At 35.8% G+C, this 26,136-nt stretch carries 29 protein-coding genes; 13 read left to right on the top strand and 16 right to left on the bottom strand.

Features of this window, described 5'->3' with window-relative positions; translation table 11 throughout:
* Window position 1 precedes the first annotated feature (1 nt).
* Complete coding sequence (locus J2Y40_RS04210; protein WP_309997290.1) at window positions 2-451, top strand: JAB domain-containing protein; 450 nt, start codon at window positions 2-4, stop codon at window positions 449-451.
* 170 nt (window positions 452-621) lie between these two features.
* Here the strand turns inward: J2Y40_RS04210 and J2Y40_RS04205 are convergent, their stop codons facing one another.
* From J2Y40_RS04205 to J2Y40_RS04155, 11 genes are read right to left on the bottom strand one after another with little or no spacing between them, the layout of a single operon-like run.
* A complete protein-coding gene (locus J2Y40_RS04205) occupies window positions 622-1,056 on the bottom strand; it encodes a TraQ conjugal transfer family protein (RefSeq protein ID WP_309997289.1) in 435 nt (144 codons plus the stop codon).
* A gap of 10 nt (window positions 1,057-1,066) precedes the next feature.
* Window positions 1,067-1,627, bottom strand: coding sequence for a conjugal transfer protein TraO (locus J2Y40_RS04200; protein ID WP_309997286.1), 561 nt, complete (start codon window positions 1,625-1,627; stop codon window positions 1,067-1,069).
* A 1-nt stretch (window position 1,628) separates the two neighbouring features.
* Window positions 1,629-2,537, bottom strand: a complete 909-nt coding sequence (gene traN, locus J2Y40_RS04195) for a conjugative transposon protein TraN (protein ID WP_309997284.1) — start codon at window positions 2,535-2,537, stop codon at window positions 1,629-1,631.
* Between the two features lie 15 nt (window positions 2,538-2,552).
* Window positions 2,553-3,851, bottom strand: a complete 1,299-nt coding sequence (gene traM / locus J2Y40_RS04190; protein ID WP_309997282.1) for a conjugative transposon protein TraM — start codon at window positions 3,849-3,851, stop codon at window positions 2,553-2,555.
* A gap of 3 nt (window positions 3,852-3,854) precedes the next feature.
* Complete coding sequence (locus J2Y40_RS04185; protein ID WP_309997280.1) at window positions 3,855-4,124, bottom strand: hypothetical protein; 270 nt, start codon at window positions 4,122-4,124, stop codon at window positions 3,855-3,857.
* A gap of 10 nt (window positions 4,125-4,134) precedes the next feature.
* Window positions 4,135-4,758: a conjugative transposon protein TraK gene (gene traK / locus J2Y40_RS04180; protein WP_309997278.1), complete on the bottom strand. Its 624-nt coding sequence runs from the start codon at window positions 4,756-4,758 to the stop codon at window positions 4,135-4,137.
* 12 nt (window positions 4,759-4,770) lie between these two features.
* Window positions 4,771-5,763, bottom strand: a complete 993-nt coding sequence (gene traJ, locus J2Y40_RS04175) for a conjugative transposon protein TraJ (RefSeq protein ID WP_309997275.1) — start codon at window positions 5,761-5,763, stop codon at window positions 4,771-4,773.
* Between the two features lies 1 nt (window position 5,764).
* Window positions 5,765-6,373, bottom strand: a complete 609-nt coding sequence (locus J2Y40_RS04170) for a DUF4141 domain-containing protein (RefSeq protein WP_409017666.1) — start codon at window positions 6,371-6,373, stop codon at window positions 5,765-5,767.
* Between the two features lie 46 nt (window positions 6,374-6,419).
* Complete coding sequence (locus J2Y40_RS04165; protein WP_309997271.1) at window positions 6,420-8,930, bottom strand: TraG family conjugative transposon ATPase; 2,511 nt, start codon at window positions 8,928-8,930, stop codon at window positions 6,420-6,422.
* Entirely contained in the window at window positions 8,927-9,259 is a 333-nt protein-coding gene (locus J2Y40_RS04160; protein WP_309997269.1) for a DUF4133 domain-containing protein, read from the bottom strand. The genes J2Y40_RS04165 and J2Y40_RS04160 overlap by 4 nt, the downstream gene beginning before the upstream one ends.
* Before the next feature lie 10 nt (window positions 9,260-9,269).
* Window positions 9,270-9,575 carry a DUF4134 domain-containing protein gene (locus J2Y40_RS04155; protein WP_309997267.1) on the bottom strand — a complete coding sequence of 102 codons (306 nt, stop codon included), beginning with the start codon at window positions 9,573-9,575 and terminating at the stop codon, window positions 9,270-9,272.
* A 171-nt stretch (window positions 9,576-9,746) separates the two neighbouring features.
* Here J2Y40_RS04155 and J2Y40_RS04150 point away from each other — a divergent pair, with 171 nt between their 5' ends.
* Window positions 9,747-11,888 carry an AAA family ATPase gene (locus tag J2Y40_RS04150; RefSeq protein WP_309997265.1) on the top strand — a complete coding sequence of 714 codons (2,142 nt, stop codon included), beginning with the start codon at window positions 9,747-9,749 and terminating at the stop codon, window positions 11,886-11,888.
* A gap of 3 nt (window positions 11,889-11,891) precedes the next feature.
* Window positions 11,892-13,694: an ATP-dependent helicase gene (locus tag J2Y40_RS04145; protein ID WP_309997263.1), complete on the top strand. Its 1,803-nt coding sequence runs from the start codon at window positions 11,892-11,894 to the stop codon at window positions 13,692-13,694.
* A 23-nt stretch (window positions 13,695-13,717) separates the two neighbouring features.
* Here J2Y40_RS04145 and J2Y40_RS04140 read toward each other — a convergent pair whose 3' ends face one another.
* The 3 genes from J2Y40_RS04140 to J2Y40_RS04130 are packed head-to-tail and all read right to left on the bottom strand — an operon-like array spanning window position 13,718 to window position 15,517.
* The gene (locus J2Y40_RS04140; protein ID WP_309997261.1) at window positions 13,718-14,335 is read right to left on the bottom strand and encodes a hypothetical protein; all 618 of its coding nucleotides are present in this window, start codon (window positions 14,333-14,335) and stop codon (window positions 13,718-13,720) included.
* 11 nt (window positions 14,336-14,346) lie between these two features.
* Window positions 14,347-14,745, bottom strand: coding sequence for a DUF3408 domain-containing protein (locus tag J2Y40_RS04135; RefSeq protein WP_309997259.1), 399 nt, complete (start codon window positions 14,743-14,745; stop codon window positions 14,347-14,349).
* A 4-nt stretch (window positions 14,746-14,749) separates the two neighbouring features.
* Window positions 14,750-15,517 (bottom strand): ParA family protein, encoded by a 768-nt coding sequence (locus J2Y40_RS04130; protein WP_309997256.1) that lies wholly within the window; start codon window positions 15,515-15,517, stop codon window positions 14,750-14,752.
* Window positions 15,518-16,153: 636 nt separating this feature from the next.
* On the opposite strand from J2Y40_RS04130, the gene mobA reads away from it, so the two are divergent.
* Entirely contained in the window at window positions 16,154-16,594 is a 441-nt protein-coding gene (gene mobA, locus J2Y40_RS04125) for a conjugal transfer protein MobA (protein ID WP_309997254.1), read from the top strand.
* Entirely contained in the window at window positions 16,591-17,847 is a 1,257-nt protein-coding gene (gene mobB / locus J2Y40_RS04120; RefSeq protein ID WP_309997251.1) for a conjugal transfer protein MobB, read from the top strand. Before mobA ends, mobB begins: the two co-directional genes overlap by 4 nt.
* Here the strand turns inward: mobB and J2Y40_RS04115 are convergent, their stop codons facing one another.
* A complete protein-coding gene (locus J2Y40_RS04115; protein ID WP_309997249.1) occupies window positions 17,848-18,381 on the bottom strand; it encodes an AAA family ATPase in 534 nt (177 codons plus the stop codon).
* Window positions 18,382-18,519: 138 nt separating this feature from the next.
* Here J2Y40_RS04115 and mobC point away from each other — a divergent pair, with 138 nt between their 5' ends.
* The 5 genes from mobC to J2Y40_RS04095 all read left to right on the top strand — a co-directional run bounded on the left by mobC (window position 18,520) and on the right by J2Y40_RS04095 (window position 22,535).
* On the top strand, window positions 18,520-20,514 hold the full coding sequence (gene mobC / locus J2Y40_RS04110; RefSeq protein ID WP_309997247.1) for a conjugal transfer protein MobC: 1,995 nt from the start codon (window positions 18,520-18,522) through the stop codon (window positions 20,512-20,514).
* Between the two features lie 154 nt (window positions 20,515-20,668).
* Window positions 20,669-21,193 (top strand): DinB family protein, encoded by a 525-nt coding sequence (locus tag J2Y40_RS04105; protein ID WP_309997245.1) that lies wholly within the window; start codon window positions 20,669-20,671, stop codon window positions 21,191-21,193.
* A gap of 161 nt (window positions 21,194-21,354) precedes the next feature.
* A complete protein-coding gene (locus J2Y40_RS04100; protein WP_309997243.1) occupies window positions 21,355-21,765 on the top strand; it encodes a DUF6597 domain-containing transcriptional factor in 411 nt (136 codons plus the stop codon).
* Between the two features lie 117 nt (window positions 21,766-21,882).
* Window positions 21,883-22,119 carry a helix-turn-helix domain-containing protein gene (locus J2Y40_RS23965; RefSeq protein WP_409017658.1) on the top strand — a complete coding sequence of 79 codons (237 nt, stop codon included), beginning with the start codon at window positions 21,883-21,885 and terminating at the stop codon, window positions 22,117-22,119.
* A gap of 29 nt (window positions 22,120-22,148) precedes the next feature.
* Entirely contained in the window at window positions 22,149-22,535 is a 387-nt protein-coding gene (locus J2Y40_RS04095) for a VOC family protein (protein ID WP_309997241.1), read from the top strand.
* Window positions 22,536-22,624: 89 nt separating this feature from the next.
* Here the strand turns inward: J2Y40_RS04095 and J2Y40_RS04090 are convergent, their stop codons facing one another.
* A complete protein-coding gene (locus J2Y40_RS04090; protein WP_309997240.1) occupies window positions 22,625-23,404 on the bottom strand; it encodes an AraC family transcriptional regulator in 780 nt (259 codons plus the stop codon).
* 92 nt (window positions 23,405-23,496) lie between these two features.
* Here J2Y40_RS04090 and J2Y40_RS04085 point away from each other — a divergent pair, with 92 nt between their 5' ends.
* From J2Y40_RS04085 to J2Y40_RS04075, 3 genes are read left to right on the top strand one after another with little or no spacing between them, the layout of a single operon-like run.
* Window positions 23,497-23,757, top strand: coding sequence for a hypothetical protein (locus tag J2Y40_RS04085; RefSeq protein WP_309997238.1), 261 nt, complete (start codon window positions 23,497-23,499; stop codon window positions 23,755-23,757).
* Entirely contained in the window at window positions 23,744-25,078 is a 1,335-nt protein-coding gene (locus tag J2Y40_RS04080) for a TolC family protein (RefSeq protein ID WP_309997236.1), read from the top strand. The genes J2Y40_RS04085 and J2Y40_RS04080 overlap by 14 nt, the downstream gene beginning before the upstream one ends.
* Before the next feature lie 10 nt (window positions 25,079-25,088).
* A complete protein-coding gene (locus J2Y40_RS04075) occupies window positions 25,089-26,135 on the top strand; it encodes an HlyD family secretion protein (protein ID WP_309997234.1) in 1,047 nt (348 codons plus the stop codon).
* The last annotated feature ends 1 nt before the right edge of the window (window position 26,136 follow it).

Genomic DNA, 26,136 nt, shown 5'->3' with positions numbered 1-26,136 from the left:
TATGAATTACAGTATTGTGAACGAAATAAAAATAACATACACCCGAAAAGGCAACAGTGAAAAGAAGATTACCAACTCAAACGATGCGGTAAGTGTTTTCCGTCAGCATTTTGACAGTGACGAAATCGATTACAGAGAATCTTTCTATGCCCTTTATCTGAATCAGGCAAACAATGTATTGGGAATCAAGAAAATTTCTGAATGCGGCATTTCCTCAACGATGGTTGATGTAAGAATTATTATGCAGGCTGCTCTGCTCTGCAATGCTACCGCAATCATTATAGCACACAACCACCCCTCCGGAAACCTGAAACCTTCAGGAGAAGACCTCAAGATAACACAAAATATAAAGAAAGCATCAGAATTTCTCAACATCAGATTATTGGATCACTGTATCTTAACAGCAAGTCACCACTGCTCATTTGCAGATGAGGGTTATTTATCCAATTAAATTCTTGAAAAAAACAAAACGACAATTAAATTTGCCGTTTTTTAAAATTTGTGCGAAAAAACAATTCCTTCCGATGGTCGGAAACGTCTTTTCGCTTCTTATTGGAAATCAACTCATTTGAAGTGCCTTGCTTAATACTTAACATTTCAAAACAGTTGATCGATTGAAAGTTATTGAGTGTTATCGAATTCAAAATCTATTCGTTTCTCATTACTAAAACTATCCTTAATCCAAATACTGAATTTGTGAGATTCTTGTGATTCAGAAGTATAATACAGCCTGAACTGTTTTTGAGGTAATAGATATTCATCATTTGGAAGATATGGTATATCATCATAATGTTGAAGTTTGCCGCTTCCTTCATATTGAAAATATCGAATAGTGTATTTTGTCTCGCTAAAGGTAGCAGCTGTTTCCAAAGACATTCTTATTTCAACCGTCTCATTTTCTTTTATCTTGCTTGGAACTGGCATCACTTTGACCTCGAATGGAAAGTTTTGTTTTATTTCCCAATCATTGTCCTGACATGAATTAAAAACGATACCCATTAAAACCAGGATAAATGAATACTTTAAAAGATTTAGTATTTTAGTTGCATTTTTCATATTAGATATTTTAAAAATTATACCGTAATCCTACTCCAATCAAAGAATGTAAAGTTCCAAGCTGACTGTTCTGCAAAAACCGCAACTGGCCATCAACAACAAATACTATGTGTTCAGTCAGATAACTTTCTAAAGATAACTTACCTGAAACTCCATATACAAAGCTTTCTGTAGTGTTCAATAAGGAACCGTCGTAAATTAGTGGTTTATTTCTGTTAACCACTTCATAGCCAGCAAGAGCACCGAGCCCAAAATTCAAATTCACATTTCGCATTGAATCACCTATCAAATAGAAACTGTAACCAGCATTTAATAGGAAGGTATCAATCGGTATATCGTAGTCTTTGTACTCAAAATATTTCCGGCTATATTCAGCCCGTCCAAAAACATATTTACCATTTTTGCTGTAAGAAATCATACCAACCGCTAACACATAATTCTGTTTTTCAGGAGAATTTGGAAATACGGAATAGGATATTTCAAATCCTTTTTGCTTTGGAATCATCTGCTGTGCAAATGATTGTACATTCATTGTTAAAATGAAAAGCATTGTTATCAATAATCTGTTCATCTTAGTCGGTTTTGAAATTTAAGCTATTGATTAGTTTCGCATTGACTAGCTCGGTATTCTCAAGCTGAACTTTTTGATTTCGTCCCCCATTCTTTTCCAGAAGCTCGATTTCTAAGACCTGGTCTTTTAACAAGGTAAATTGCTCCAATAAGTAAACACCCTTTATATTAGAATGATGAATTGCGGTCATCACCGGAAAATAAACTCTAATCGGCTCTAGCAGCTTATCCTGAACTACTGTTCTTTTTAAGTTCTTCTTATCTACAATTTTGAAGTTGATCAATTCAATGTCGCAAGCGACATTGCTGCTATTATTAACTTCGATGGTAAAATAGAATTTACTGTCATTGACGTGTAATGCTCTGACTGAAAACTGAATCCCAAAACTTTTCGAGGCTATATGCTTTACGGTTTTGCGACTTTTTCTGTACAGATTTTCCATAATCAATTCTGTCAGAGATGAAGAACTTCCTTTGAGATCTTCAAAAAGCACATCGGTTGAGTACTGCCGTTCACTGCTTCTTTGCATCTTTAAAAGATCATAGCTGAGAACATCAGGAAAGGAGCTGTAAAAAACATCAAAACTGTAAAACTTACCATCTTCCGTAATGACCGAAAAATTAGTTTCTTCCTCGAAATCTCTGACTGCAGATTTGACTCTAAGAACGTTGCCAATAGGCTCCACCTTATTCGCAACCAATAATTCGCTTCCCAAATCGACATAACGAATAGGTGAAGGGAAAATTAAATGACTGGTTTTGCTGTAAGTGACCTGCATCCTGAAAGGATTCAGCTTCGCTTCTTCCAAGGAAACATGGGTTCTAATGGAATCATAATCCTGAGCAAAAGCCCGTCCTGCAAAGAGCAGGAGTAAAATTATCACATTGCTGTAAATCTTATATACATTCATTTTTTTAAATTTTAGTTAATTATTTTTCGGTACAAGTAAGACCTGTTGCCCGGCCTTTACAGTGACTTTCAATTGTCTGACTCTCTTTTGAAAATAGCCTGATAATCCCTGTACTACCCCTCGACTTAAATCTGCGGCAACCTGCTGTCCTGCAGACTGGGTCATCATAATATTGGTTCCCGAAGTCTGACCCATATTAGCTACAATATCGCTTACGGCAGTTTGTTCTGGTGAGTAAGGAACATATAAACCGGATTGACCGTCATTGTCGTGAACATTAATTTCTACAGGATAAACATTTCCTCTGAATTGAATGGAAGAAATCTTTAACTGAAGCCTCCCTCCCTGAAATTTACATATAGCAGTCAGTAAACTTCCCGAAGGAATTTCTATACGCCCCAGCTTCATTCCTTCTGAAAGTCTGATGGATAATGTGCTTTCATTAATTACGGTTTTGGTCTCATAAACTACACCCTTTATTGCATTTTTAGATTGAACTGAATGATTTGAATCATTTTGTGTCTCATAAAATCTGTTCTGATTCAAACCTGCTATAAAAGCACTGTCAGAGGGCTCTCTGTATAATGAAGAAACAATTCTGTTAAATGCTGGTTTTGCGGGTGTCAGCTTCACTTTCCTTTCAGTAGGTTTTTCTTGCTCTTCTTTTCCTGCTGGCTCTTCCTGTTTTGTAGTCGTTGGAAGGTATTTAGCTGCCATCTGATATGATTTTTCCATCAGTTCTAGCTGGTCGTTCATTCCAAGACCTGCGGGAGCAGCATTATTCTGCATCGCTTCATTCTTTAATCTTGAAATTTCTTTCCTAAGATTATTGACTTCCTGATCATCCCGACCGTAAAACGAAGTCAAGGTCTGCTGTGAATTACGATAACTGTTCACAGCATTCTGATCGGACTGGTGAAGCCCACCAATACCCACAGTTGGACTTGATGTATTAGTTTTTGAATTTGAACCGTTTTGGTCATTCCAATAGTCGGACAAGGTGGTCATTGCATTCCTTTTCTCTTCATTCTTTTGCTCCAACAGCTGCTGCTCATAAGCTTTTTGTTTATCTGATTGTAACTGACCGTCCTTTGCCTGTGGAATAGCAGCATTAAAACCAGCATCTTCAACAACTTTATTATCTGATTTTGGTCTAAAGATCAGATAAAAGCAACCTACGCAAACAGCTGTCATCAAGAAGTATATAATCGGTTTTTTCAGTTTCTCCCATTGAGCCTTAGAATTATAACTCATGTCATTAGAATTATGAGAGAGATCATTTTCTGTCAATTTAATTTTCTCTGAATCTTTCATAAGCTATTTTTTAATGGGTGATTTTCTTTTTGTATCAAGTCCAGATTCTTTTTCCTCAGGCATCTTGTATATGCCTTCTATGTGATTGATCGACATTGTATTACTCCTTTTATTTGTAGAAATAAATACATTGATGATGACTAGGACTGTAATCAAAACATAGCCACCAAAGAAAACCTTAGTCAGCAATCTTTGCTTTTCTACAGAAAGCGCTTTCCAATGATGCTCTGTCGTTAAAACATAGCGTTCAATTTTATCTCTTAGATTTTTCATTGTGGTCTTTTTAGCGTTCAACGGTTTCGACATCTCTATTTTCAATCACATTGAATTTTTCAATCGTGAATCCCTGCGGATTACTGTCAGACCTTACTGAATTAACCAGGGAACAGTCTGTCACTAAATTCCTGATGGTGAGATTACTTGATCGGATAATAAATTGTCTGGCATAAGTCTTTACGCCATAGGGATAGCTGTTGAAATTGGCAACGACACTGTCGACCTCAATCCTCTGCTGAATATTACCGGAAATGATCCTGTTGTAATAGCCTTTCTCCTGAAGATCCTTGTAGTAATTGAATGCAGATTGGTCTGCCAGATTAAAGGCTCTTTTTACATTGCTTTCAATGGCATTCTTATCGGGTGCTATCGTGAAAAACAATTCGTGAAATCGTCTCACATGTTCTCTTGCTTCAACGGGTCTGTTAATTGACATATCCTGCGATAGCGCGACCATTAAAGATTTACCATTATCCAGAACATAGATTTTCTGGCGCTGTTCTTCGGCGAACTGATAGGATTTGAAGACAACCACCCCAACCACTCCAAAGCACAGGACTGCAAAAACAAACGTAAACAGTCGGATCTGCTTGAAGCTGCTCTCAATATTTCTTAAAGTTTTAAATTCCATTGAACTGTATTTTTATTTTAATAATCTTCCCGAAATATTTCCTGATGCTGAGCCAACTGCAGCTCCAGCAACATTGCCTGTCTTGGTAGCAGTCTGGTTCACGTTGCGCATGAAATTACCTGCGCCTCCTGCCTGAATGACCCACCCCGTCACCGTTGGTACCGTAAAGTAGCCTATGATGCCAATCACCATATAAATGATGTAAACTGTATTGGAAGTATCAGGGATGAACGCGGGATCAGCGAGCATCTCGATGTCCCGTTCTAAGATCAAAGTCTGTATTTTGGCAAGAATGGCGCTGAATATATCTGCAACCGGAAGCCATAGATAAACACTGATGTATCTTGTCAGCCATTGGCTCAAAGTGGTCTGAAAACCATCCCATACTGATATTGCAAATGCGATAGGTCCTAAAATTGAAAGCACTATCAGAAAAAAGGTTCTGATGGTATCGATAACCAATGCAGCTGATTGAAAGAGGATTTCAAGAAACTCACGGAAACCATCCCTTATATCTTTCTTGATAGCATACATTTCTCTCTCAATATACATTCCTGACATCGTGACCAGATCCGATGGCGACCAGCCAAGTTCCTCCAGCTTTTTGTCAAATTCTTCATTTGAAATGAGATAAGCCATCTCAGGATTTCTGAGCATCGCTTCACGTTCCAAAAGATCCTTTTTTTGTTGTAAATCATTCATATCTAATACCTGATTTTCCAGCATAGAGTGACTGCCCTGAACAATCGGACTCATTACACCATTCAGACTGCCTAAAACCAATGTTGAGAAAAACATAATGCAGATTCCTATGGCAAAAGGTCTCAGCATAGGAAACAAGTCAAGAGGTTCCGCTCGACTCAACGACTGCCATACTTTTAATGCCACATAAAACAAGGCGCCTAGTCCGGCTACTCCTTTTGCTACCGCAGCCATATCGGCGCACATCGGCATCATTTCTTCGTAAACGGAACGCAGGACTTCGTGTAAGTTATTCGGTTCCATCTTACCAGTATTTTTGATTGGAGGTTCCGTAAAGATTCAATACTCTTTGCGTGTTGTTCTGTTTTTTAGCTCTCAGATAGCTGACCGAAATATTCTTATTGGTATAGTACCGTACCAAATTATGATACGCTTTGACCTCCTTATAAACCCGGTCAACAACATCCATCCTTTCTTTATCATTGAGAGAAAGACCGTTGGAGGTAATGATCTCTTTGAGTTCTTTTAAAAGCTCGGTACTTTCGGTAAGAAGTGCAGAGTAACCATTGGCAATGGAAGCTAATTCCTGAGCATTGAAGTTGGGATCATTCAGCATCTTTCCGAAATTGTTGACATACATTTCAGAAACATCGCCTACCAATAGGACAGTCTGTTGTACCTTTCTGGCATCCTTAACCAGATTGTTGATGGCTTTCAACTGGTCATAATATTCCTTTCCCTGCTCATACACTTTCTTAACTTCATTGAAGTTCTTAACGACGTTCGATACCGTAGATGAGGTCTGCACAATTTCATTGGCAGAGTTTAATATCCCTGAAGCCAGGTTGGCTGGATCGGTCACTACAAATTGTGCTTTAGCAAATGTTACGGCTGCAAATGATGCTGCCATCATTGTTTTGATGATTAATTGTTTCATTGTTTGTAAAATTTTAAATGATTTAATTGTCTTTTGTATTCGATTTGATTCTCTTGAGAGAAATCCGCTTGATGGCATGTTCTACATTGCCGTCAAGTTCTGATGCAAGATTTATCACTTCCATCTTTTCCGTTTCTTCAGTGGTATAAGCCAAATATTCTTCGGTAGAAACTTCGGTCGCATAGACTGCTGAATGAGTTCCACCCAAACCAATCCAGACTTCTTTATACAATCTTCTCGGATCGTTGTTCATATTAATGGACAATACCTGAGATTTTTCTTTGTCCGTTAATCCTAACATCGCCTGAATGTCATCGAACTTGTTCATATACTTTCGCTGGTCAAGAAGAATCTTACAGTCGGAATTGTTAATAATACTTTCCTTCACAATTGGTGACTGGATGATATCATCGACTTCCTGAGTTACCACAATTGCTTCCCCAAAGAATTTTCTTACCGTCTTAAAAAGATATTTAATGTACTCTGCCATACCCTCCTTGGCAATGGCTTTCCAGGCCTCTTCAATGAGGATCAGCTTTCTGATTCCTTTGAGTCTTCGCATCTTATTGATGAAGACTTCCATAATGATTATAGTTACAATAGGGAACAGAATCTTATGATCTTTAATGGCATCTATTTCAAAAACGATGAATCGTTTGGATAACAAGTCCAGCTGCTTTTCTGAATTGAGCAGATAGTCATACTCCCCGCCTCTGTAGTAAGGTTCCAGCACATTAAGGAAATTGGCAATATCAAAGTCCTTTTCTCTGACTTTCTTTTGCTCCAATACTTTCTGATAATCATCTTTCACATAATCATAGAAACCATTGAAAGAAGGATGCTCGTCATTGGATCTGATCTTCTCAATGTATCCGCTGACGGCATTGGACAATGCTACCTCCTCTGAACGGGTGGGTGGTTCGTCATCTCTTTTCCAAAGCGTCAGAATCAGGGTTTTGATACTCTCCCGCTTTTCAATGTCAAAGATTCCGTCATCAGTATAAAATGGATTGAATGCAATCGGATTATCCTCAGTGTAGGTAAAATACACCCCATCCTCTCCTTTCGTCTTCCCCTTGATCAGTTCACACAATCCCTGATAGGAATTTCCGGTATCGACTAAGAGTACATGAGCGCCCTGCTCATAATACTGTCTTACCATATGATTGGTAAAGAAAGATTTACCGCTTCCTGAAGGTCCGAGGATAAATTTATTTCTATTCGTAATAATTCCCTGTTTCATCGGCAAATCTGATATATCGAGATGAATGGGTTTTCCGGTCAGACGGTCAGCCATCTTGATTCCGAATGGTGACGGTGAATCCTGATAGTTCGTTTCTTCAGTGAAAAAACACAATGCCGGTTCTATGAATGTGTAGAAGCTTTCTTCACTTGGAAAATCCCCGGAGTTGCCCGGGATTCCTGCCCAGTATAGCGTGGCTGTATCCGTGGTATTATGACGTGGCTTACATTCCATCAGTGCTAAGGCGCTTCCTGTATCATTCTTCAACTGCTTTAATTCACCAGGATTATCAGACCAGGACATCACATTGAAATGCGCACGTATGGATTGCATACCGTAAGAATGTGCTTCATTCAGATATTTCTCGATCCATTCCTTGTTGATTTGATTGGCTCTGCTGTATCTCGCCAATGAATGCATATTCCTTGCAGATTTTTCAAACTGGCGAAGGTTCTCATCACTGTTGTCAATGAACAGATACTGATTGTAAAGATGATTACAGCTTAGCAAAAGCCCCACCGGTGATGCAAATGACAGAAGACAGTCACTGCGGTCTGTGCTTAGCTTCTCATAACGACTGTGAGATGAAACGGTACCCGGCAAATCATCAGTATCCGACAGCGTATGCATACTGATACGATTGTTGCCAATCCGCATTTCCTCCGACCCTAACTTGATGTCCTGCAAAGACGGATTGATTTCACGGGATAAGGTGAGATATTGTTCCAATAATCCTGACGTTTCGGAAGTTCCTGAGATTTCATCTTCAGTCATCCTTTCCAAATGAATGTAGCCGCTGTCATTCATAATCCTTTCGAATTGATCGACAGATTCAAGAAAACGACTGATAACTTCCTTGTCCTTAATTTCTTTTGGAATCAGCTTACCTTTACATAGAGATGAAAAATTGCTTTGCATCCTCATCCTCTCCTTACTGGTTTTTGTAATGAATAGATAGCAATAGTGATTTAGAAATGGTCTTTCATTGAAATGTCTTTCAAAAGATTTGGACAAAAAACTTTGGTCTTCTCTTGATAGGTCAGGATTGTAGTTCTCCTTGATAAACCAGTCTTGCTTATGGACAACGGTAAAATCTGGCAGCGTCTTGATTGCTTTGAACCAGGCAGAATGCATGGCCTCATACTCAGCAGAAGCAACGGTAAACAACTCAGGAAGTCTAACCTTAAAGCACACCGTAACATCTGCGTCTTTTGAAATGATACAGTCATTTTCAATAGCCAGCAATGGAAATTTACTTTCCAAGGTGGCTACTTTGGAAGAATTTCTCATAAAGTGGATTTTTTACGGTTTGTTTTCAGATAGCGATAGATACTCTTACGGCTGATGATATACCTAGGGTGCTTCTTGCGAGCGCCCATTTTCATGAGGCCATGTTCTCCGTATTTTCGGTTCAATGCGAAGGTCTGCCAAATCAGCAATCCACTACTGAATCCTCCAAGAATAAGACAGATGTACGTATTGACGCCAGCCATGTACATAATCATGACACTGATCAGTAACCCTAAGAGTCCTCCTGCAAAGATGAACAGGTATTGTGCTTTCAGTCCCTTGAACTCTACTGTCCTTCCTATTCCTTTATTGATGTGATAGGTATTCATAACTATCATTTTAAAGGAAGAATGAACGAAGGATTGTAGCCGCAACAATCAGGAAGATACAGGCACCAAACCAACTCGCAGCGGTTTTACTGGTGTCGGGATCACCGCTGCTAAATTTGTTGTAAACCTTTACGCCTCCGATCAATCCGACGACAGCACCGATGGCGTAAATAAGCTGAGTAGCGGGTTCAAAATAAGAGGTAACCATCTGGGTTGCCTCGTTGATTCCAGCAGTGCCATTACCCTGTGAAAAAGCATACTGAGCAATCAAGATTGCCAGTAATGCACACATCAGTTTTTTTCTCTGTTTTTCCATTTTGTAAACATTTTTTTGTTATGAAAACCCTGCTCTCTACAGAGTCCAAGACAAAGATGTTTTGGTGTAAGGATGTTTTTAAAGATGTAGTAATGTGAAGAACTATTTGGCATCCAATGTCATTTGAATCGAAGAATTACTATATATTAGTAGTAAAAAACTTAATAGTCCATGTATATATCTAAGGTCAGCTTGATTAATTATAGAAACTTTGTTAACGCCAATTTTAATTTTAATAAAGGGATTAACACCATTATAGGCGAAAACGGATCAGGAAAAACAAATTTATTTAGAGCTATCCGTCTTTTATTAGAAGATGCGTCTATGCAATATGCTTACAAGCTTAATGAAGGTGATTTTAACAGAAAATTAGATAAGGGGTTATGGAAGGGACATTGGATTATTATTAGTATCGAATTTGATGAGTTGAATGATGAAGAAGCAATTCAATCATTATTCATTCACGGATCTGGAATTGTGGAAGAAGATTTTGTGAAAAAAGCTTCCTATAATCTTTTCTTTCGTCCTAAAGCTGACGTGAGACAGAAACTGTCAGAGCTGACAGAGGGTGATACAGATGGACTTCAAAAACTTCTGAAGGATATTACGGTTCAGGATGACTACGAAACATTCTTCACAGGAAAAAGTACTGTTGACTTTACAGATTCTAAAATCTACGCAGAACTTGTAGGAGATTTTGAAAATGTTAAATTTCCTTCCACAATTGACACCTCTAAATTTGGATCTAAAATACCCCATCAGCTATCAATTTCTAAAGAAGTTTCGTTTACGTTCATTCAAGCTTTAAGGGATGTTGTCAGTGATTTTCATAACAACAGAACTAATCCACTCTTAACACTTTTAAAGAATAAAAGTGGAGAGATTCAGGAAGAAGATTATAAGCCCATCAGTGATATGGTAAATGATCTTAATGAAAAAATTGAGGCTCTGTCAGATGTTCAAAGTATTAGAACTGACATTAAATCCACCATTCAGGATGCAGTTGGATTAACCTATTCCCCTTCGTCTTTATCTATCAAATCTAGCGTTCCTGACGAAGCGGAAAAACTACTCCAATCACTCAAATTGTTTATTGGTGAGCCTGGCGAAACATATGAAGGAGGTATTCACGAATTAAGTTTGGGTGGTGCAAATCTAATTTTCTTAACCTTAAAATTGTTAGAATTTAGATACCGTAAATCAAAAGATACATTTGCCAATTTCTTAATTATTGAAGAACCAGAAGCCCATATACATAACCATATCCAAAAAACACTATTCGATAAATTAGATTACAGCGATACACAAATCATCTACTCTACTCATTCTACTCAAATATCTGAAGTTAGCAATGTTGAAAATATTAATATACTTGCAAAAAAACTTAACTATGCGGAAGTCTATCATCCTGCAAATGGGTTGAGACCTAATAATATCGATCAAATACAAAGATATCTTGATTCTGTTAGAACAAATCTGCTGTTTGCTAAAGGGGTAATTTTAGTTGAAGGAGATGCAGAAGAAATACTAATTCCAATTATGGTTAAAAAAATTTTTGGAGTAAGTTTGGATGAACTTGGAATTAGCTTAATAAATATTAGAAGTACTGGATTTATAAATGTGGCACAGCTCTTCCACACTGATAGGATTCAAAGAAAATGTGCAATTATTACTGATTTGGATGATGCAATTTGTGATACAGAGATTTTTGAGGATGATAGCGATAAATTAAAAAAATATAAAAAAAGAGTTGAAACTTCTAGACAAAAAGGCTTGGAAAGAAAAGCCATTCTTGACGATTTCGAAAAAGGAAATACATTTTTAAAAACATTTTACGCCAATCATACCTTTGAGGTGGATTTCATTACAGCTGGTAATGCTCCGGAAGTGGTTAATATTATTGCTAAGGTATATAAAGATGAAGAGACAAAAAATATTGCAGAAGATGATCTTGAAAGTGATGATGTGTCGAAATATGGAAAGCGTGTACTTACTATGGCAAAGCAAGAAGGTAAAGGGTGGTTTGCCATTATGTTGGGAAAACATATAACGCATTTAACGATAATGCCAGAATATATACTAGATGCAATATTATTTGCAAAAGAGACCTACTCAGCGCAAATCATTTCGGATATAATAGCATATCGTATTGAAAAAAATATTTTAGACGACAAAACTTTAGATTTCACAAGCTGCTATGCTAAGCTTTTAAAGTACAAAAATGAAAATGGATTATTAGAGGATTTGATTGATGATCTTAATCTGGTTATTCCATCTGATCAAATTATTAACTTAATCAATAAACTTAAGTAAATTATGTTTCTTTGGGAAAAAGGTAGTATTAACGAAGAACAAGAAAAAGCAATTCTTGAAGAAGAAAGTGTTTTTCTTGTAGCATGTCCTGGCAGTGGAAAAACCAGAACGCTAACTTTTAAAATTGCTTACGAGTTGAGCAGGTTAAAATCAAATAAAGAATTTGTTATAGCCATAACATATACCAACAGTGCCTCCGAGGAAATCAAGGAAAGGGTTGAATTATTAGGTGTGGATACTACCCAACTTTGGATAGGTACTATTCATTCATTCTGCATGGAATGGATTCTAAAGCCCTATCATCTCTATTCTGAGAGATTAAAAGATGGATTCAACGTTATTAATTCATTTGATGCTGAAAAGATATTAATTGAATTGTGTGAACCATATAAGAAACAGAAGATTACTCATTATGACTGTGGAATCTTAGCTAAAACAGACAAGTTTTATTTGACTTGTCTGGATACTAATAAGCATGAAATACTAAAAAAGATCTTGAGTAGTTATTTTAAAATACTGGAAAAAAATCATCAAATTGATTTTGAACAAATTTTGTTTTTTTCATATCAATTATTGCTTAAAAAACCTGTTATTGAAAAAATCCTAAGCAAATTATTTCCATTTATTCTCATTGATGAGTATCAAGATACAAAAGAGATACAATATCATATTATTTCAAAGATCCTTAGTGCCAATAAAGGCGCTACAAAAACATTAATTGTTGGAGATCCTAATCAATCAATTTATGATTCATTAGGCGGATATCCAATGCCGCAGGATGAATTAGAAAAATTATTGGGCTTTGAGTTAAAACCTCTGACCCTAGATAAAAACTACAGATCGTCCACAGCAGTAATTAGCTATTTTGACTATTATAAAACGTTTGAAACTCCTATCATAGCGTATGGCAAAAATAAAGATTATCCTAGTACAATTACTTTTAATTATACTGTTTCAGTTGATGACCTAGTAGAAGAAATTGCAAGGCTAATTATATACAATGTCGAAGATAAGGGAATAAATCCCAATGAAATATGTATTACTGCACCCCAATGGATTCATATTGCAAGCATTACAAGAAGACTTATTGTAAGATTACCTGATTATAGCTTTGATGGGCCAGGTATGGCTCCCTTTTCAAGGGACATTGACAACTTCTGGTTTAAAATTTCTAGAATTGCACTGACAGAACCTTCACCGTTTATGTACGTAAGACGACTTAGATGGAGCAAAGAAATTTTAGACATATTGGATTCGGCTGGAGTTGATATATCTAATTCCAGTTCTAAAGATTTTCTAAAAACTTGCAACTCTTATAAAGTTTTTGAAACAGATGGTCTCAAATTCTTAAAGGTATTTTTTGATAATATTTGTATAAAATTTAAAATAACTTTAAAAAATTTCCCAACATTAGAAGAACACTATAATTCTTTTTTTTCTAGTTCTGAAGCACGTATTGAGAGATTAATTGAAGAGGGAAATCCATATATTGGGGATATAGAAAATTTCAAAAAAGTTTTCAGACAGAGAGATGGAATCACAGTATCAACAATTCATAGCACAAAGGGAGAAGAATATGATACGGTAATTGGATTTGGTCTTGTAGATGGTTTTGTTCCACATTTCAATGATCGCAATGGCATAGTAAATTCAAAAAAATTATTATATGTTCTAGCATCAAGGGCAAGAAAAAATCTGCACCTCATCTCCGAGAGAAAAAGGAGCGTCCATAGCTATCATGCTCCTGATGGGAAACTTCCAACATCCCATCTAATCGATTATGAATACAGTTACTCTATTGTATAAATACATAAAATAAAGGAGTTTGTTTAAACAAACTCCCCAATGTCGAAACTGTCTGTAGAATTACTTCGCTTTGATGAAAAAATCTCATCTTCATTCGAAATACTCTCCTTTAACAAGCTGCCAATTCTTTTTGAAGCATCTCCTAATGAACTCTCTAATAGATCAAAAAGCTCAGTTCCCTGAATTTTTTGGATGATATCTACTGCTTGTTGTTCCAAATCAGGCTCCAGCATTTTCTGCTGAAGCAGCTGACCAGCAGTACTCAATTCCTGAAAGGTAACCCCTGTAGCAAACCCGCTTTCAATATTAGAGTGTTGATACTTCCAATCTTCATCCTCGTGCCAATTTTCATTTTTGACTAAGATTTCATCAAGATTTTTAGCCGTATAAACATTTTCAAATTCCTCTCCTTCAGTTTCTGATTCAAAATTATTTTCTTCTGTAAATGGTATATCATTTTGTCCCTCATTGGAATCGATTGGCAATGAATGTCTTTCTCTTTGCTTAGTACCTCCCATAATCGACGGCAGGTTTGTAGTTTTAGCTCCATTATCTTTTTCTCTAATAGTAATTGAAAACTTTCTGTTTAAGAGAATCATAACGATAACAATGATTAAAGCGATGATTATAATTTGTTCCATAATATTTAGGGTTAAAAGATTGGACGGTATTTGTTATTAAAATCTTCAGTAATTTCCTTTTCAAACATTTCGAAATGATAAGCCAATATATTATCCAAATAAGCATATAACGGTATCTGATCATCAGCAATGATTTGAATTATTCGGGAAAGACGTTCGTGATACTCCGGACGGATATAGATACTTTTATCACCCCGCTTTGTCATTGTATGATGGGTCAGAAAATGCTCCACATAATTTAGATCTGATGACTTTCTACTCTTCAACTTATTTTTCGTCACATCTTTCTCCTTTGGGATATTACTCTTTTCTGCAGGCACTTCCTTTTTGGAGCTTCCAGCCATTATGGACATCAGATATTGTTCATCTATACCGCTCTCCGCATTGTTATTTTTCTTTTCGTTATCCATATTGCTATAATTTGATAATTCTTAAAAATTCATCTACAAATTGATCAAGCCGGCATTGGCCTAACAACTTAGGATCTGCAGGTAGTAATGTTGAACGAAAGACCGTTTTTGCAATAGTCTCCCCTTCTTTCCTAAATCTTTTACTGTCAGTAATTGTGGTCTCCATCAACTGCAGTCCTAAATCTAAAATCACTTTACTATAATTTTTGTATAACATTGTTCTCTCTCTTCCATCTACCTGATTCCAGAATAAATGGATGCCTCGAATCTCCGTTTGATTTTCTTTCATCAAGATATTGGTTAGTACATCAGTGAAACTTAGAGTACTTTCCAATACAAGCCGATCGGCAGTTATCGGAGAAAAAATATAATTAACATTCGTTAGAGTTTTTAGAATACCCGCAGTATTAACGGTTCCCGGCAAATCTAAGAAGATGATATCAGGGGTAATCTCCGTGTTATAGACATACATCTCCATCTCCTCTAAAACCTTATCGGTTTTACTCTGGAAAATAGGATAAGCTTTTTTATTGATAGTCGTAAATTGTCTGTGAGCAATCTTTTTTAAAACCTCATTCTGCATAACCATTTTTAAATCCCGCTCTCTCATCTGCAATAAACTGTATTGCGGAAAATCACAGTCAAAAACAGCAACCTGATAGCCCATCCTATAATGAAGAATACTCGCTATCAATGTTGTAAATGTGCTTTTACCAACCCCTCCCTTTTGAGTGGAAAATGCAATAACTGTTGGTTGTTTCTTTGTTTTCATTTTTTTTTAAAATTTTAATTAAATCTTATTTAAAGAATGGCTGACAGCAAGTCTTAAGGCAGCACTGATTTCAAGAAGTCAATTTTGCCATCACTATAGTTGGCTAAGATTCCTGCTAACTAGAAAGTCTTCCAATATTCATTACTTTATGCCATCCGTTTTACAATCCTGACAGATAGCATTTCTGAGTTCTATCTATCAACAATAATCTCTTGACGTCTGGAAATCCTGATGACAGGAATTCAAGATCTAAAAGGCTCAAGATTTCTATCAAGTCAGCATTTTTGAAGCCCTGCTCTCAATCTGAAGCAAATGAAAAACATTTGTATATCAGTGCTTTGGTTATGGTCGGCTTTGGAAGTCTACGTCCTTTTTTGGCTTTGTCTACTGTACTGTTTTTTTTATTGATAGTGGCTTACTTTGCTTCAAAAGGCTGAGGATATTTTGAAATAGGATTGTCTGAATTGGTTGGAGCTTTTAAATCTATTTTATTAAAGACATATCCTTTCACCCGAAAGGGGCAAGTTGTGTTTTGAGCATCTCGAAACATTTTCGGATGCTGAAAACAACTTGCCCTTGCAGGGGGCTGAAAACACTCTCCGAAGTCGATGTTTTATAAAATTAAATGGATGGATTATGAATAATCAGAATAATAAACAGAAAAAAACAGGTCGTCGACCAAAGGTTGACCCTGCAAAAATTCGTTACACAATCTCTTTTAATGAGGTCGAACACGCCCGTTTTCTTGAACTTTTCGACCAGTCAGGAATGAATGTCAAAGCTCATTTTATAACTTCCTGTATTTTTGAGAAAACGGTTAAGATGGTCAAATTGGATAAAGGCACGATAGATTTTTATATGAGACTGACCTCATTTCACAGCCAGTTTCGTGCGGTCGGTGTCAATTATAATCAAATTGTTAGACTGCTTTACACTCATTTTTCTGAGAAAAAAGCGGCGGCTTTACTTTTTAAATTGGAAAAACAGACTATAGAAATGGTAGAACTATTCAAAAAAGTAGTTCAATTGACTGAAGAGTTTAATCAAAAACATATCAAAAAAGAAATGATAATATGATTGCTAAAATCGGAAGAAGCAGCAAGTTGTTCGGTACATTGTCCTACAATAATCTGAAAATAGAAAAGGAGAAAGGAGAAATTCTGCTGACTAATAAAATGATTGAAACAGCAGATGGCAAGTACACGTTAAGTCAGCTAGCAAAATCTTTTGAACCTTATCTGTTTGCCAATCGAAATACAGAAAAACATACTTTGCATATTTCTTTAAATCCAGATCCTAAAGACAATGTTTCTGATGAGAAATACAGACAAATGGCTCAGCAATATATGGAGGAAATGGGCTATGGCGAACAGCCGTTTGTTGTATTTAAACATACTGATATAGACCGAAGTCATATTCATATTGTTTCTGTCTGTGTCGATGAGAAGGGTAAAAAGATTTCTGACAAATTCGAAAAGGTTCGTTCGATGAGAGTATGCCGGAAACTGGAAAAGAAATTCGGATTGATTTCAGCACTTGAAAAAGAAACTCAATTGAACAGCCCGATTTTTAAGGCGGTCGATTATAAGAGAGGCGATATAAAAAGTCAGATTGCCTCAGTAGTAAGGCATATCAGTTCTCAATATCAATTTCAGTCCTTGGGTGAATATAATGCCCTGCTCACTCTTTTCAATATTACTGCGGAAAAAGTGGAAGGAGAACTGCACGGTCATTTGCAAAGAGGTTTACTCTACTTTCCGACAGACCGTAAAGGTAAAAAGATAGGAAATCCTTTTAAAGCATCGCTGTTTGGAAAAAAGGCTGGTCTTGATTCTTTGGAGAAACACTTTGAATCTAATAAGGTAAAAATTAAAAATCTTCCTAAGAGAGAAAAGCTACAAGAAAAAATCATCTTGTCATTACAATCTTCAAAAGATGAAAAATCATTTATTAAAAAATTACAAAAAGAAAGCATCGATACAGTGATCCGCAAAAATGCTCAGGGAAGAATTTACGGAATGACATTTATTGATCATCAGTCAAAAACGGTCTGGAATGGATCACGTTTTGGAAAAGAATGTTCAGCGAATGTTTTTAATGATAAATGGAATAATCCAAGCAAGATGGTAGAGGAGGAAATGGAAGATCAACATACTCTTCATCTAAAACCTACTCAACACAGTTATCATCTTTTCAATGCAGTTGAAAGTAGCGGAGATTCTTTTTTCGAATCCTTTGGTGGAATTCTGCCTGTAAGTAATGAAAATGATGATGAAGAAATTGAGTTTGCCAGCAGAATGAAGAAAAGAAAAATGAGAAAAAAGAAATAACTAGATAAGGTCTGATATAAACTGACAGCGTTTTTCAGTAGAATCTTTAGGAACTACAATAAGTTCATACCCTAATTCCGCATAAGTAAGTCTCATTTGTTCATAAGTTTCTACGGCTTCTTCCCAGTTTTGTTTGCGTTCCGCATCATTAATATAGATTTCTTTCCAAGGCGGAAGTATAAATACTTTTCTGTGATATGCAATGATGTCTGCCAACTGTATAAGGTCTTTAGAGATTGGCAGCTTTTCCATTTTCATATAGCAGATTGTATCGGGTAAACCTCTGTCGAAAAAAATGGTGTTTTCTGAAGGTTCACTCATAACATTCAAATAGCTATGTATAGAAGCTTCAGCCATCATTTGGGCATAAAGTATTTTATTCTTCCATGGTAATCCATCACCATCTGTAACCATCTGTTCTCTGATGATATCTCTTGCATCTTCTGGGACTGTTTTAAACCCTCTCTTCTGAAGTGTATTAATTAAAGTTGTTTTGCCGGCACCGGGACCGCCGGTGATTATATAGAGTTTCATTTTACAGTAATTGAATTATTAGTTTATTCATGCGCAAGTTATATTGCCTAATACTGCCATATCACCACAAAAGTTTCCAAATCACTTTGCGTCTCAACTTACTAAATAAATTCCAGCCTTAACATTTATTATAGGAAAATGCAGGGAGAAGACGACTTGAGGGGATTAGCCAAAATTATGGCATTTATGAGGGCAGTGAGCATTATCATTGTGATGATGCACCTTTATTGGTTTTGTTATGGATTTTTTGATGAGCGTCACTGGACAATAGACATCGTTGCAAAGATACTGCATAATTTTAATCGGACAGCCGGCTTATTCTCTCATTCTTTATATACTAAAATCTTTGCAGTCCTACTATTAAGCCTGAGCTGTGTTGGAACAAAGGGTGTAAAAAATGAAAAGATAACCTGGCATAAAATCAACCTCGCTTTCGTAACGGGGTTTCTGCTATTTTTCCTGAACGGTTGGTTGCTGAAAGTTGATATTCATCTTGCAATACATCTCTATTTTTTGTCGACTGGACTGGGGTATATTTTATTAATGCAGGCTGGAGTCTGGATGAGCCGCCTATTGAAAAACAATTTGATGGACGATGTTTTCAACAATGAAAATGAAAGCTTTCAGCAGGAAACTAAATTGCTTTACAATGAATATTCTGTTAACCTTCCCACGAAGTTTTACTATCAGGGACACTGGCATAAGGGATGGATCAACGTCGTCAATCCATTCCGTGCAACCATTGTGTTAGGCACACCGGGCTCCGGAAAATCTTATGCTGTAGTCAATAACTATATCAGACAGCATATTGAAAAAGGCTTTTCAATGTACATCTATGACTTTAAATTTGATGACCTTTCAACCATAGCCTATAATCATCTTTTAAATTATTCAGATGCTTATAAGGTAAAGCCGAAGTTTTATATCATCAATTTTGACAACCCAAGAAAAAGCCACCGATGCAATCCTTTAAATCCTTATTTTATGACCGATATTTCGGATGCTTACGAAGCGGCTTACACCATCATGTTAAATTTGAATAGAAGCTGGATACAAAAACAGGGTGACTTTTTTGTAGAATCCCCAATTATTCTTTTAGCTGCTATTATCTGGTTTTTGAAAATCTATGATGATGGAAAGTATTGCACTTTTCCACACGCAATTGAACTGCTGAATAAGAAATATGAAGACGTATTCACCATCCTGACGTCCTACTCTGAATTGGAAAACTACCTCTCTCCTTTTATGGATGCCTGGCAGGGCGGTGCGCAGGATCAGTTACAGGGACAGATTGCATCAGCGAAGATCCCATTATCAAGAATGATATCCCCTCAACTGTATTGGGTAATGACTGGAGATGATTTTTCACTGGATATTAACAACCCGGAAGAACCCAAAATACTTTGCGTTGGTAATAATCCTGACCGACAGAATATCTATTCTGCGGCACTGGGGCTTTACAATTCCAGAATTGTAAAACTGATCAATAAAAAAGGACAGCTGAAAAGCTCAGTCATTATTGATGAGCTGCCTACCATTTATTTTAGAGGTCTTGATAATCTTATTGCGACCGCCAGGAGCAACAAAGTTTCTGTTTGCCTGGGATTTCAGGATTTTTCCCAGCTGACCAGAGATTATGGTGATAAAGAAAGTAAGGTCATCCAAAATACCGTTGGAAACATTTTCAGCGGACAAGTAGTAGGTGAAACAGCCAAGGCTTTATCGGAGAGGTTTGGTAAGGTTTTACAGAAAAGACAAAGCATATCCTTTAACAGAAATGATACTTCCACATCCATCTCCACACAGTTAGACAGCCTAATTCCTGCTTCCAAAATATCCACTTTAACACAGGGATTTTTTGTAGGTGCTGTTTCGGATAATTTTGATGAAAGAATTGAACAAAAGATTTTTCATTCTGAAATTGTCGTTGATACTGCAAAACTTTCAGCAGAGGAAAAACATTATCAAAAGATACCGGAAATTCGTTCTTTCGTAGATGAGGACGGTAATGACTATATGAGACATGAAATTGAAAAAAATTACAGAAGTATTAAAACTGATATTCTTCAGATCATAAAGAGTGAAATGGAAAGAATTGCTAATGATCCTGATTTGCAGCATTTATTGCAGTAATTTGTAAATTAACTCAATAGCGAAGCCCTGACATTTATCTAAATTAAGTTGGTCTTACATCATAAAAGATAGATTCATCGTTTCTGTGTTATAATGATAATCATTGTTTACAGTCCAATTTTCAAAACTATAGCATTAATCATAATTTGTACTTTTGTTAGGACTTTTTACAAGCATTTCTATTCTTAATGCTAAAGAGAATATTTGCAAATTCAAAAAAGAAAAATGGAAATCTTTTTTAAACCTGAAAAACAAGCTGAAAGTTATATCTAGATTTTTTTATAAATATTCATTATACCAACTCAATAGGATTCCAGTCGGTTTTAACAACAACATTATTTGGAACATCGGATACATCATTGTAACACAACAAAAACTGATTTACAGAGGTTCCCTCCTACAAGGATATATTTCAGATCAGTTGTTTAAAAAATACCAGTCGAGAACAAAACCAACAGGATCAGTTTCTCGACAAGAAGCAGATGAACTTAAATCACTTTTGACTTCAAAAATTGAGCGCACAATTAATGATTTCGAAAACGGCAGCTTTATCTGCTACAACAAAAGCATCACTGGTATTGGCTTTCATCTAATTTCTATACAAAATGTTTTTGCGTACAATAATTATCATGAGGATCTGCATTTGGGATACATCATGAGTATTAGGAAATTTGTTTAAAAAGGTTCTCTTAAAAATAATATTGATAACATTTAGATACTACGTAATAAATATCAGGTTATAATGATATTTTTTGGATATTCTTCGCCTTATTGGCATTTCATCTTAACTAATATAAGGTAGGTTTATAAATTCATAGTTTTGTACTCAAACAATTATAGATGAATTTGCGAAGAAATAAATTAGAATATATCTGTCTCAAACCCGATGAGCCACTAATAGATATAGTGGAAAGCATTTGGATGGTAAAAAACGATTCTGATGAAGAAAAAGAAGGGATTATAGTTCCCGATGGAAAAATAGATTTATTTCTGTCAGCACATGAAAATGGAAATTTTGAAATTTTCATTTCCGGAATATGTTCTGCTCCAATCACCAAACCTCCATTTCCAAAATCTACAATGTTTGCAATCAGCTTTTATCCCATCGCTGCCGAATATATTTTCGACCAATCTTTTGCAGATTTAAATAACATCAAGAAAACACTTCAGACAGGGTACTGGGGATTTTCAAGAGATGATCTGAATGATTTTAATCAATTTTACCATAAAACTACAAAGGTTATTTCTTAGTTATTATCCAAAGAAATAGACGACCGAAAAAAGAAGTTATTTAAACTCATTTATGCTTCTAAAGGAGAAATTACAGTAAAAGAACTCGAAGAAAATATTTTTTGGAGTAGCAGACAAATGAACCGTTATTTCCATAAATGGTTGGGCGTAACGCTCAAATCCTATCTCAATATCATCCGTTTCTCCAACTCATTAAAACAACTAAAAAATGGAGATTTCTACCCCCAACTCGATTATGCAGACCAATCACATTTTATAAGGGAAGTGAAAAAATTTACAGGAGTAAAACCAATTATTTTAAAAAAAAATGAAAACGACCGATTTATCCAATTTAGCCTGATGCCGGAAAAGTAATTTTGTTCTGTAATCAAAATAAGAATAAAATGAATTTAAATCACATTAACATTGTTGTGCAAGACGTAGATAAAGCTGTAAATTTATTTACAAAACACCTGGGTTTTAGTTTAATTGTGAATAGAAACAGCAAAATGGCAGTTCTGGAAAACGGCAATAATTTCGTCTTAGTTATTTGGGGACAGGAACTGAACCACAAAGAAAATACGCCTGAATATCCGGAAAATTTCCACATCGGATTTTATCAAAAGGATGAACAAGAAGTTTGGGATATTTATGAAAAGTTAAAACCTGAAGCTGACGTACTATTTGAAAATGAACCTAAGAAAATTAGGAACACGTTTGGTTTCTATTTCTTTTTTGAAAAGTTGATGATAGAAATAAGTGTTAGTCCATTTAAGGATAATATTGCATAGCTTGCCAACCACCAATAGATCATTTAAATTAAGTGATCTATTAACTTTTTAGGGGAAAATTATAGCTAATAAATCTATAGCCGTACTTCTTATTTGGTCTTAAATTCAGTAGGTCTCATGTTGGTCAGTTGCTGAAAATTATTACTAAACCCAGATATATTCGAATAGCCTATTTCATAAGCTATCTCCGTCATGTTCAAATCTGTATCATTAATCAATTCCATCGCTCTGATGATACGGAGCATCTTTAAGTATTGAACAAAAGTGATATGCAATTTTGTTTGAAATAATCTGGTTAAACTTCTCACACTGATTCCCGATTGCTGAGCAATACTATCTAAACTTAGATTTTCATTTAACCTATTTCTAAAGCTGTCGATTATGGCATTGAGTCTTTGATCGTATGTTGTTGGAAGTTGAATGGAGAATTTTTTGAGGTTTTCCTTTGATAATACGCTTTTAAGTGTAGTTAAAAACTCAAATTCCCATGAACCTTTAAAATAATCACCTTGCCATTTCTCGCTGAATGAGAGCATTTCTGCCAAAAGCTTACTAACAGGATAAATACCCAATTCATCGTAAAAACTATCTGATTTTTCATCGGGAAAATAAATATTGATAATATATAAATCCTGTGTATTAAACATCAAATTGTGAGGATAATTTTTCGGTATCCAGATATAATGATTAGACGGAATATAGAAATCTTTTGCGTCTGTTTGTAAATAAGCAATTCCTCCATAAACCAATAATAACTGAGCCTTATCGTGCTGATGAGCGGGCAAACGCTGCTCAGTTTGCTGTCGCATCACAAGGATGGAATCAGGATTTTGATCCACAATAGTTATTAATTGGCTAAGAATTTCCATATGGCCAAATATAGCAAACTTTAGGCTAATTATACAAAATAAAGGTTTGGTGTGTTGAATAATTTTGCTGTGTTACTAATAGTAGAATTATTATGAAACATAAAATCATAAAACCCAACAAAGATTTTGAACTTGAAATACAAGCCGAAAAATCTGAATATAAATTATCTCTTGCAGATGAAGAAATTGATAAAGCTTATATCTACTGGTGGGCTTGTGCTTACTCCAGTCCTTTTATGCCAATGGTCGATTTAAGCTTTGCTTTTGATGAATTGAAAAAGATGCTAAAACAATGGTTAGAAAGTAGAAAGAAACCAATCATTTATAAAAACAAAACTAATGAAACAATATAAAACAGTTCCGATTTTGGGCATACTGTTGGTGCTATTTGCATCTTCTATTTACGCCCAGCATACAGAAAATAAACAATTATTAAGTTTAGAAGAAATATGGAAAATGGCTGAAACGAGTAATCGACAACTAAAACTATCCGACCTAAATCTTCAGCAGAGTAAAATAGAAATATTGGAAGCCAAAGATCGTTTGTTGCCCGAACTTTCAGTAGGTGGAGACGTAAAACTCAATTCAAAATTTCTGATTTATGACAATGGATTATTCTCTTCTCCACAGGATGTGCCTGTAAAAGGCTATGGATACGGAGTAGGCTACAACTTGAACTTTAATCTTTACAATGGTGGTAAAGACAAAAGAAACATTGCCATGAAAAAGGAAGAGAATACACGAAAACTATATGAAGTGGATCTGCAAAAGCATAGTGTAAAATATAATGTCGCAGTTGCTTATTTTGATTTGTATAAGTTTTTGCATTTCTATGATTTTCTTCATGCAGAGATTGAAACAGAAAAAAAGCAATTGAGATTGATAGAAAGTTTGCATAAAAACGGTACCGTACTAAAGAGTGATGTACTGAGAACCTCCGTGAAATTGTCTCAACTGGAACTTAATCTTTCCGATGTTACGAAAAAGATTGAAATCGCCAAACAACGGCTCAATATTCTGATGGGACGTGAAAATGATATGGGGCCAGCAATCAAATACGAAGATACAATTGAATTAAACGCTATCGCTAATGGTGACTACAATGACTATGTAGACATTGCTTTCAACAAATCTCCAGAGTACAAAATAGTAAATAGTGACATCAAATGGAGCGAACTGAACGTAAAACAAGTGAAAGCCACGCTATTGCCCAAAGTTTCTTTGTACGCTAACTATAATTACAACTATCCACAGATTTCCTTTTATCCATATTCAAATGACTTATGGGGATTTGGCCAGACAGGAGTTAAAGTACAATATTCGATTGATAATTTGTACAAAAGCAAACATACCATTGCTCGTGCCCAAATTGTCAACAATCAGGCGAAAGAAAAAGCAGAAATGAAAAAGGACGAAATCTCCCTTCAGGTAAAAGAAGCTTATTTACAGCAACAGCAGGCTTTGGAGAGCGTGGAAACGGCAGAACAAAATATTATTAAAACTACCGAAACCGTTCGTGTTATCAGAAGTAGCTATCTAAATCAGGAATCACTACTAACCGATCTTTTGGAAGCAGAAAATGCTTTATTGGAAGCAAAATTCAATCTGACAACAGCACAAACAAACGTAAAAGTAACCCATATCAGACTATTAGCAATTATAGGAATTCTTTAATACAAATATTATGAACAAAAATAAAACAGATAAAATTATTGTAAGCTTAACCAAATGGTTTGGTATAGCATTATTCGTAGGGATCATTATTTGGGGAGCTACCTATTTCTTTAAAGGATATCGCTATGAACAAACTAATGATGCACAGGTAGATGCTTATCTATCACCAATAAACGCAAAAGTGGGTGGCTATATCAGCAAAATATATTTCAAGGACAACCAGGTGGTTAAAAGAGGTGATACACTTGTTGTCATTGAATTGGACGAGTATGGACTGAAAAAAGATGCCGCATCAGCAGAACTCATGAGTTCACGCGCCAAATTACCCATATTGACGGCAAACGAAGAAACGCAACTTAAAAGTATTGAGGTCATAAAAGCACAATTGGCAGGAGCGAAAGCGAGATTGAACCAACAACAAAAAGAATTTAACCGTTATAAAAATCTACTGGCGGATGAATCTACCACACAACAAAAATTCGACAACATCAGTGCTTCTTTATCCATTGCACAGTCAGATTATGATCAGGCTAAAGCTTCTTTACAAGTAGCAGAATCTAAACTTAATGATTTCAGAGCGCAACATAATGCTATAATTGCAGAGATAAAAATTAAAGAAACACTTGTTCAAAGACAGGAATTGGACATTCGATATACGGTTATCACTGCACCTTTTGATGGACAAGTTGGTAAAAAGACCATTCAGGAAGGTCAGCTGATACAGGCTGGACAAACACTGGCATTCTTGGTGAACAAAGCGGAACAAAAATGGGTGATGGCAAATTTTAAAGAAACACAGATTGGCAACTTTAAAATCGGGCAGGCGGTATCCATAGAAGTTGATGCCTTTCCGAATGAAAAATTCAATGGCACTATCGAATCACTTTCGCCAACCACTGGTTCCCGTTATTCATTACTTCCACCAGATAATGCTACAGGTAATTTTGTCAAAATCATCCAACGTATTCCTGTTCGGATTAAATTGACCGATGCGCCTGAAAAGTTAGGAAAACTCTCTGCGGGAATGAATGCCAATGTTTATGTTTTAAAAGATTAAT

The sequence above is a fragment of the Chryseobacterium sp. 2987 genome (assembly GCF_031456375.1).
GTDB lineage: Bacteria > Bacteroidota > Bacteroidia > Flavobacteriales > Weeksellaceae > Chryseobacterium > Chryseobacterium vaccae.
The sequence above is the reverse complement of the archived record's forward strand: the minus strand, read 5'-3'. Positions and strand labels throughout refer to the sequence as shown.